The sequence below is a fragment of the Candidatus Accumulibacter cognatus genome (genome assembly GCF_000584975.1).
GTDB lineage: Bacteria > Pseudomonadota > Gammaproteobacteria > Burkholderiales > Rhodocyclaceae > Accumulibacter > Accumulibacter cognatus.
Genome location: NZ_JDST02000061.1, coordinates 38,951 through 45,443, shown reverse-complemented (window position 1 = coordinate 45,443; position 6,493 = coordinate 38,951). Strand labels below are relative to the sequence as shown.

Annotated in this window: 6 protein-coding genes; 1 reads left to right on the top strand and 5 read right to left on the bottom strand. The window is 59.9% G+C overall.

Annotated elements, in window-relative coordinates:
- Positions 1–418: 418 nt before the first annotated feature.
- Positions 419–1,276, bottom strand: coding sequence for a carboxylating nicotinate-nucleotide diphosphorylase (gene nadC, locus AW06_RS12170; RefSeq protein ID WP_034950383.1), 858 nt, complete (start codon positions 1,274–1,276; stop codon positions 419–421).
- A gap of 59 nt (positions 1,277–1,335) precedes the next feature.
- Here nadC and AW06_RS12165 point away from each other — a divergent pair, with 59 nt between their 5' ends.
- A complete protein-coding gene (locus tag AW06_RS12165) occupies positions 1,336–2,856 on the top strand; it encodes an FMN-binding glutamate synthase family protein (protein WP_034950381.1) in 1,521 nt (506 codons plus the stop codon).
- On the opposite strand, the gene recQ is transcribed toward AW06_RS12165, so the two are convergent.
- From recQ to AW06_RS12145, 4 genes are read right to left on the bottom strand one after another with little or no spacing between them, the layout of a single operon-like run.
- The gene (gene recQ, locus AW06_RS12160) at positions 2,814–4,628 is read right to left on the bottom strand and encodes a DNA helicase RecQ (RefSeq protein ID WP_034950380.1); all 1,815 of its coding nucleotides are present in this window, start codon (positions 4,626–4,628) and stop codon (positions 2,814–2,816) included. The two genes, AW06_RS12165 and recQ, sit on opposite strands and share 43 nt — an antisense overlap.
- Positions 4,629–4,662: 34 nt before the next feature.
- Positions 4,663–5,394 carry a UDP-2,3-diacylglucosamine diphosphatase gene (locus AW06_RS12155; protein WP_034950379.1) on the bottom strand — a complete coding sequence of 244 codons (732 nt, stop codon included), beginning with the start codon at positions 5,392–5,394 and terminating at the stop codon, positions 4,663–4,665.
- A gap of 31 nt (positions 5,395–5,425) precedes the next feature.
- Entirely contained in the window at positions 5,426–5,917 is a 492-nt protein-coding gene (locus tag AW06_RS12150; RefSeq protein WP_034950378.1) for a peptidylprolyl isomerase, read from the bottom strand.
- Positions 5,914–6,480 (bottom strand): peptidylprolyl isomerase, encoded by a 567-nt coding sequence (locus AW06_RS12145; protein WP_034950377.1) that lies wholly within the window; start codon positions 6,478–6,480, stop codon positions 5,914–5,916. The genes AW06_RS12150 and AW06_RS12145 overlap by 4 nt, the downstream gene beginning before the upstream one ends.
- Positions 6,481–6,493: the final 13 nt, after the last annotated feature.

The window sequence follows — 6,493 nt, the reverse complement described above, 5'->3', positions numbered from 1 at the left end:
AAAGGCCGACAGGCTGCTAGAGATAGATGACGGCTGGAAAGACGGCGACCGCGAGCACCAAGACCAGCCATTCGAGATTATGTCGCGCCAGGAATCCCGTGAAGTGCATGATCAGAATTGAAATCGCCAACACGTAAAACAGCGCAAATAGCATCGAACCACCCCCCTCTTGTTATTTCGCGCAGACCACAATGCCCAGCCTGCTGCGTATCGCTCGGGCCAGATTATATTACTGCCTTGCTCGGAATTCCCGTCAGCGATCGCGCGGCCGAATAACCGCTGCCTCAGGACAAGACCGCTCACGCTGTGCAGACGAATGACCCCTGACGGTCATGATTTTGCCAGACACTCCCGATCATGAAAGTCATGACCGTTTGCCTCTCCCGGAGGGGAGATTCGTGAGTCGCTGACTTCCACATCAAGCCTGGAAACGCATCGACAGATCAAGGGCGCGGACATCCTTGGTCAGGCTACCAATCGAAATGCGGTCCACTCCGGTCTCGGCAATGGCACGCACACTTTCCTGGCTGACGTTGCCCGACGCCTCGAGAACGGCACGACCGGCAGCAATCGCGACGGCTTCGCGCATCTCGTCAAGCCCCATGTTGTCGAGCAGGATCATTTCCGCACCGGCATCCAGAGCCTGCCTCAATTCGGCCAGGGTTTCGACTTCGATCTGAACGAACTGGCAGCGACCTGCCGCGTTCTCGGCAACCTGTTGTGCGGCAGCCAGGGCTGCGGCGATGCTGCCGGCAGCTAGAATGTGGTTTTCCTTGATCAGAATCCCGTCATAGAGGCCAAGGCGGTGATTGCCACCACCACCGCATCTGACCGCGTACTTTTGTGCTAGGCGCAGACCGGGGATCGTTTTGCGCGTATCGACCACCTGCGCCCGCGTACCAACAACCAGGTCGGCGTACTGCCTGGCTTTACTGGCAACCCCGGAAAGCAGTTGCAGGAAATTGAGCGCACTGCGCTCGCCGGTGAGCAGGGCGCGTGCCGGCCCTTCGATTTCGCAGAGCAGTTGACCCGGGCTGATGCGTTGGCCATCATCAGCCTTCCAGACAATGGTGATTGCCGCATCGATCCGGGTGAAGCAGCGCTCGAACCAGGCGGTCCCGCAAAGAATGGCTTGTTCACGGGCAATCACGGTGGCGCGCCGGATTTCGCTTGCGGGAACCAATTGCGCGGTCAGATCGCCGCTCCCGACATCCTCGCTGATCGCGGCCGCGACGTTGCGCTCGATTTCCGTATCCAGCATGGCTGCAAAGGTCATGACAATTCCCGTACACTAAGAGCTGATTTGACCGATTCTACCATCTAAGGGAAACGGATATGCTTGACCTGTTGCTTGTTGGCCTGGGAGTGATGCTTGCCCTTGCATTAGTTGGCGGCCTGGTTTACCTCTATGTCCAGGACGTCAGGCAGGAAAAGCATGCCGTGTTGCGGAATTTTCCGCTGGTCGGTCATCTGCGCTACTTTTTCGAGACTCTCGGCGAATATTTCCGGCAGTATTTTTTTCTCGGCGACCGAGACGAGATGCCCTTTGATCGGGCGACTCGCAGCTGGGTCTACCGCATGGCCAAGAACGAAGGTGGAATTATCGGCTTCGGCTCGACTTACCGGATTCATACACCCGGCGCTCTGATTTTCGTCAATGCTCCGTTCCCCGTTCTCGATGAGGAGAAACAAGCAACACCAGCGTTGGCGATTGGTGAAGACTATTGCCGGACCCCTTTTATCGGCCGCTCGCTGGTGAACATCAGCGCCATGAGTTTTGGCGCCATCTCTCAACCTGCCGTCCGCGCGCTTTCCCACGGTGCAGCGGCAGCCGGCTGTTGGCTGGACACCGGCGAAGGGGGGCTTTCTCCGTATCACCTGGAGGGTGGTTGTGACATCATCTTTCAGATCGGCACGGCCAAGTATGGCGTTCGTGACGGCAACGGCGAGCTGTCCGACGAGCGTCTGCGCGAACTCGCCGCACAAGCGAGCGTGCGCGCTTTCGAGATCAAGCTCTCGCAGGGAGCCAAGCCGGGCAAGGGCGGAGTTTTGCCGGGCAACAAGGTGACGCCCGAGATCGCGCGCATCCGCGGCATCAGCGAAGGACGCGATTCACTGAGCCCGAACCGCCACCGCGATATCGCCAACATCGACGAACTGCTCGATCAGGTCGAGCATGTCCGGGCCATTACCGGCAAGCCAGTGGGTGTCAAGACCGCCATCGGAGGAGAGCGCTTCATCAAGGAACTCACGGCAGCGGTTGCGCACCGTGGTCTACAGGCAGCGCCCGACTTTCTGACCATAGACGGAGGCGAGGGCGGCAGTGGTGCCGCACCACAGGCGCTGGCCGATCACATGGCGCTGTCGATTGACGAAGCCTTGCCACTGGTTGTCGACGCATTGCTGGCCAACGGCCTCAGGGAACGGATTCGGATCATCGCTGCCGGCCAACTGGTGACGCCGGCCCGTGTCGCCTGGGCGCTGGCGACAGGCGCCGATTTCATCAATACCGCGCGTGGCTTCATGTTCTCGCTGGGCTGCATCCAGGCCCTGCGCTGCCACACCAATACCTGTCCGACCGGCGTCACCACGCACGATCCGCGCCTGCAGCGCGGCCTGTTCGTCGAGGACAAAGCGACGCGGGTGGCGTCCTACTGTCGGAACATGAACAAGGAAATCGAGATGATCGCTCACTCCTGCGGCCTGTGCCATGCCCGCGAGCTTCACCGCGAGCATGTACGCATCGTGCAGCCCTCCGGACAGAGCATCGCACTCGACAGACTCCATCCCTATCCGGGCACGTCTCCCCGAAATCAGTCAGCCGCCGCGACGATGGCCAGCAGGTCTTCGCCGTAGCGGTCGGCCTTGGCAAGGCCGATCCCCGGTACGGCGAGCAGCGCCTGCGCAGAATCGGGCAGCAGCGCAGCGATCTCGTAGAGCGTGCGATCATGCAGGATCACGTAGGCAGGAACTCCCTGTTCGCGTGCTCTCTCGCTGCGCCAGGTCCGCAGCCTGGCTAGCAGCGGTGAATCGTTGGCTCGCTGCGGCGGGCTGTCTGGCAAGTTTTTGCTCCGGGCTGGCTTGCCCTTTGGCCGATCCGAACGCTGTCGCAGCTTGAGGCTGATTTCTCCCTTGAGAATCGGCCGTGCGCTGTCCGTCAGCTTTAGCGCCCCGTAGGCCGTGGCGTCGGCTGCGAGCACTCCACCTGCGAGCAACTGCCGAAATACCGAGCGCCAGCCCATGTCGTCCATCTCCACTCCGACGCCGAAAGTCGGCAGGCGGTCGTGACCGAACTGCCTGACTTTGTCGGTAGGCTTGCCACGCAGGATGTCGATCAGATGCCCGGCACCAAAACGCTGGCCGGTTCGCAAGGCTGCAGACAGCGCCTTCTGCGCCGCTACCGTACCGTCCCAGAGCAGTGGCGGGTCAAGGCAGACATCGCAGTTGCCGCAGGGCGCTGCGGCCTCGCCAAAATAGTTGAGCAGGAGGACGCGACGGCACTGCGCCGATTCGCAATAGGCGAGCATGCTCTCGAGCTTCTGCCTTTCGACGTGCTTCTGCTCGAGCGGTGCGGACGACTCCTCGATCATTTGCCGGTGGATGACTACATCATTCAATCCGTAGGTCATCCACGCTTGCGAAGGATCACCATCGCGCCCGGCCCGCCCGGTTTCCTGGTAATACGCTTCGAGGCTCTTGGGCAGGTCGAGATGAGCGACGAAGCGCACGTCGGGTTTGTCGATTCCCATCCCGAATGCGACGGTGGCCACCATCACCAGCCCATCCTCGCGCAGAAAGCGCTGCTGGTGACGTTGCCGGGCGTCGGCGGTCAGTCCGGCATGGTACGGCAGGGCAGCCACTCCCTGCGCATTCAGCCAGACGGCGGTTTCATCCACCTTGCGGCGCGAAAGACAATAGACGATGCCGGCCGCACCATGATGCGCAACGAGAAAGCTCAGCAATTGTTTGCGCGGGTTGTCACGCTCGACGATCGTGTAACGGATGTTTGGCCGATCGAAACTTGCGACGAACAAGCTCGCTTCCTCGAGATTCAGGCGGGTAACGATTTCCTGCCGGGTTAGCTGGTCTGCAGTCGCCGTCAAGGCAATGCGTGGTACCCCAGGGAAGCGCTGGTGCAGCTTTGAGAGCTGAATGTACTCCGGGCGAAAATCGTGTCCCCATTGTGAAACACAATGGGCCTCGTCAATCGCAAAGAGTGCGAGCTGCTGGCGCGCGACGAGTTGTTCGAGCAGGCCGATGAAACGGTCGCTGAGCAGCCGTTCAGGTGCCACATAGATCAGATCCAGCTCGTCGTTCAGCAAACGGCGCTCGGTGTCGACCGCCGATCGAAAATCCATCGACGAATTCAGGAAAGCTGCGCGCACACCCGCCAGCCGCAAGGCATCAACCTGGTCTTGCATCAGCGCGATCAGCGGCGAGACGACCACGCCAACGCCCTGGCGCAGCAGTGCCGGGATCTGATAGCAGAGCGACTTGCCGCCGCCGGTCGGCATCAGCACTAGCGCGTCACCGCCAGCGACGAGCTGGTCGACGATTTCCTCCTGCTGACCACGAAACGACGGATAGCCGAAAACCCGGCGCAGGATGTCGACCGCTGGCTTGCTCATGGCCTGGGTGCGCCGTGGTGATGACAGAAGGGTATCAGATCCAGTGCTCCCGGTACAGTTCCCGGCCATCCCAGCAAAGAAACTCGCCTTGTGTCTCCTGCCAGTCTGCCAGTACCCAGCGCTCGACATGTATCCCGTCGACTAGGTGGGCATGCGTCGCCGGACGATGTGTATGACCGTGGATCAGCGTGGCATAGCCATGTGCGCGCAGGAAATCGTCCGTCGCACCGGCATTGACGTCCATCAGGTTGTCCGCCTTGTCGCGTTTGGCAGATTCGCTTTTTTGGCGGGCCGCGATGGCCATCGCCTTGCGTTCCGGCAGGGATTTGCCCAGAAAGATGGTCTGCCAGTCGGGCCGGCGCACCAGCGCACGAAATGCCTGGTAGTCGTGATCGTCGGTACACAAGGCATCGCCATGCGACAGGACGAACTGCCATGCCGGCAGGGACAGGATATAAGGATCCGGCAGCAGCCGAGCGCCGCTGCGGGCAGCGAAGTGGTCTCCGAGCAGAAAATCGCGGTTCCCATGCATCACTGACACGCGCACCCCGTCCACCGCCAGCTCGTGCAGGGCATCGACGATGTGGACGGCAAACGAATCTTCCGGATCTTCCAGGCAGTCGTCACCCGGCCAGGTTTCAAACAGATCGCCGAGAATGAACAATTGCTCGGCGGCACGCGCACGGCCACCGAGAAAATCCAGAAAGATGCGGGTGACGCCTGGCGCCTGCGGTGTCAGATGCAGATCGGAAATGAACAGGATCACTGCGTGAATGAATCGTGGACTGGAATGAGCATCAGCAGACCTCAGCACGTTCGATCAGTACATCTTCTACGGGCACATCGCCATGCCCATTGGAAAAGCCCGTTTTGACCGCCTTGATCCGATCGACCACCTCGCGACCCTCAACCACCTTGCCGAATACGCAGTATCCCCAACCCTGGGCATTGGGCGCACGGTAATTGAGAAAATCGTTGTTCACCAGATTGATGAAGAACTGTGCGGTGGCCGAGTGCGGCTCAGAGGTACGCGCCATGGCAACCGTGTAGGCATCATTCTTGAGCCCGTTGCTCGCTTCATTTTGGATCGGATCCTTGCAGGCCTTCTGTTTCATGCCCGGCGCGAAGCCACCGCCCTGAACCATGAAGCCGGGAATCACTCGATGGAAAACCGTATTGTCATAGTGGCCAGCCTCGACGTAGTCGAGGAAGTTTCTGGCTGACAAAGGCGCTTTTTCGGCGTCCACTTCGATGGCAATAACGCCAAAATTGGTATGCAGCTTGATCATGGCTTTCCTTTCTCGGGAATGATCTTGACCGACTGGATAATGACCGGTTCAAGGGGAACGTCCTGGTGCATCGAGCGGTTTCCGGTCGCCACCTTGGCGATCTTGTCCACCACATCCATGCCTTCTGTGACCTTGCCAAAAACCGTATAGCCCCAGCCATCGCTCGCAGGATAGTTGAGTGCGGCATTGTCGCGGTGATTGATGAAGAACTGAGAACTCGCCGAATGCGGCTCTGAGGTACGGGCCATGGCGATCGTTCCCCGATCGTTTTTCAGGCCATTCTTCCCCTCGTTTTCCACCTTTCGGACCGCCGGCTTCTGTTGCAGATCAACGGTAAAACCACCACCCTGAATCATGAAGCCGGGAATGACGCGGTGGAAAACCGTGCCGTTGTAGAACCCCTCGTTGACGTACTGGACAAAGTTCTGGACGGTTTTTGGTGCCTTTTCGGAATTGAGTTCAATCACGATCCGGCCCATGCTGGTCTGCATGTCGACGCTGGGTGCAGCCAAGGCCGCTACCGACAGTAGGCCAACGGCAATCAGGGCAAGTTTCCTGTACATCAGAGAATTCCTC

Coding starts and splice junctions, on each gene's coding strand:
- AW06_RS12150 (WP_034950378.1), bottom strand. CDS start 5,917: ATGATCAAGCTGCATACCAATTTTGGCGTTATTGCCATCGAAGTGGAC.
- AW06_RS12165 (WP_034950381.1), top strand. CDS start 1,336: ATGCTTGACCTGTTGCTTGTTGGCCTGGGAGTGATGCTTGCCCTTGCA.
- recQ (WP_034950380.1), bottom strand. CDS start 4,628: ATGAGCAAGCCAGCGGTCGACATCCTGCGCCGGGTTTTCGGCTATCCG.
- nadC (WP_034950383.1), bottom strand. CDS start 1,276: ATGACCTTTGCAGCCATGCTGGATACGGAAATCGAGCGCAACGTCGCG.
- AW06_RS12145 (WP_034950377.1), bottom strand. CDS start 6,480: ATGTACAGGAAACTTGCCCTGATTGCCGTTGGCCTACTGTCGGTAGCG.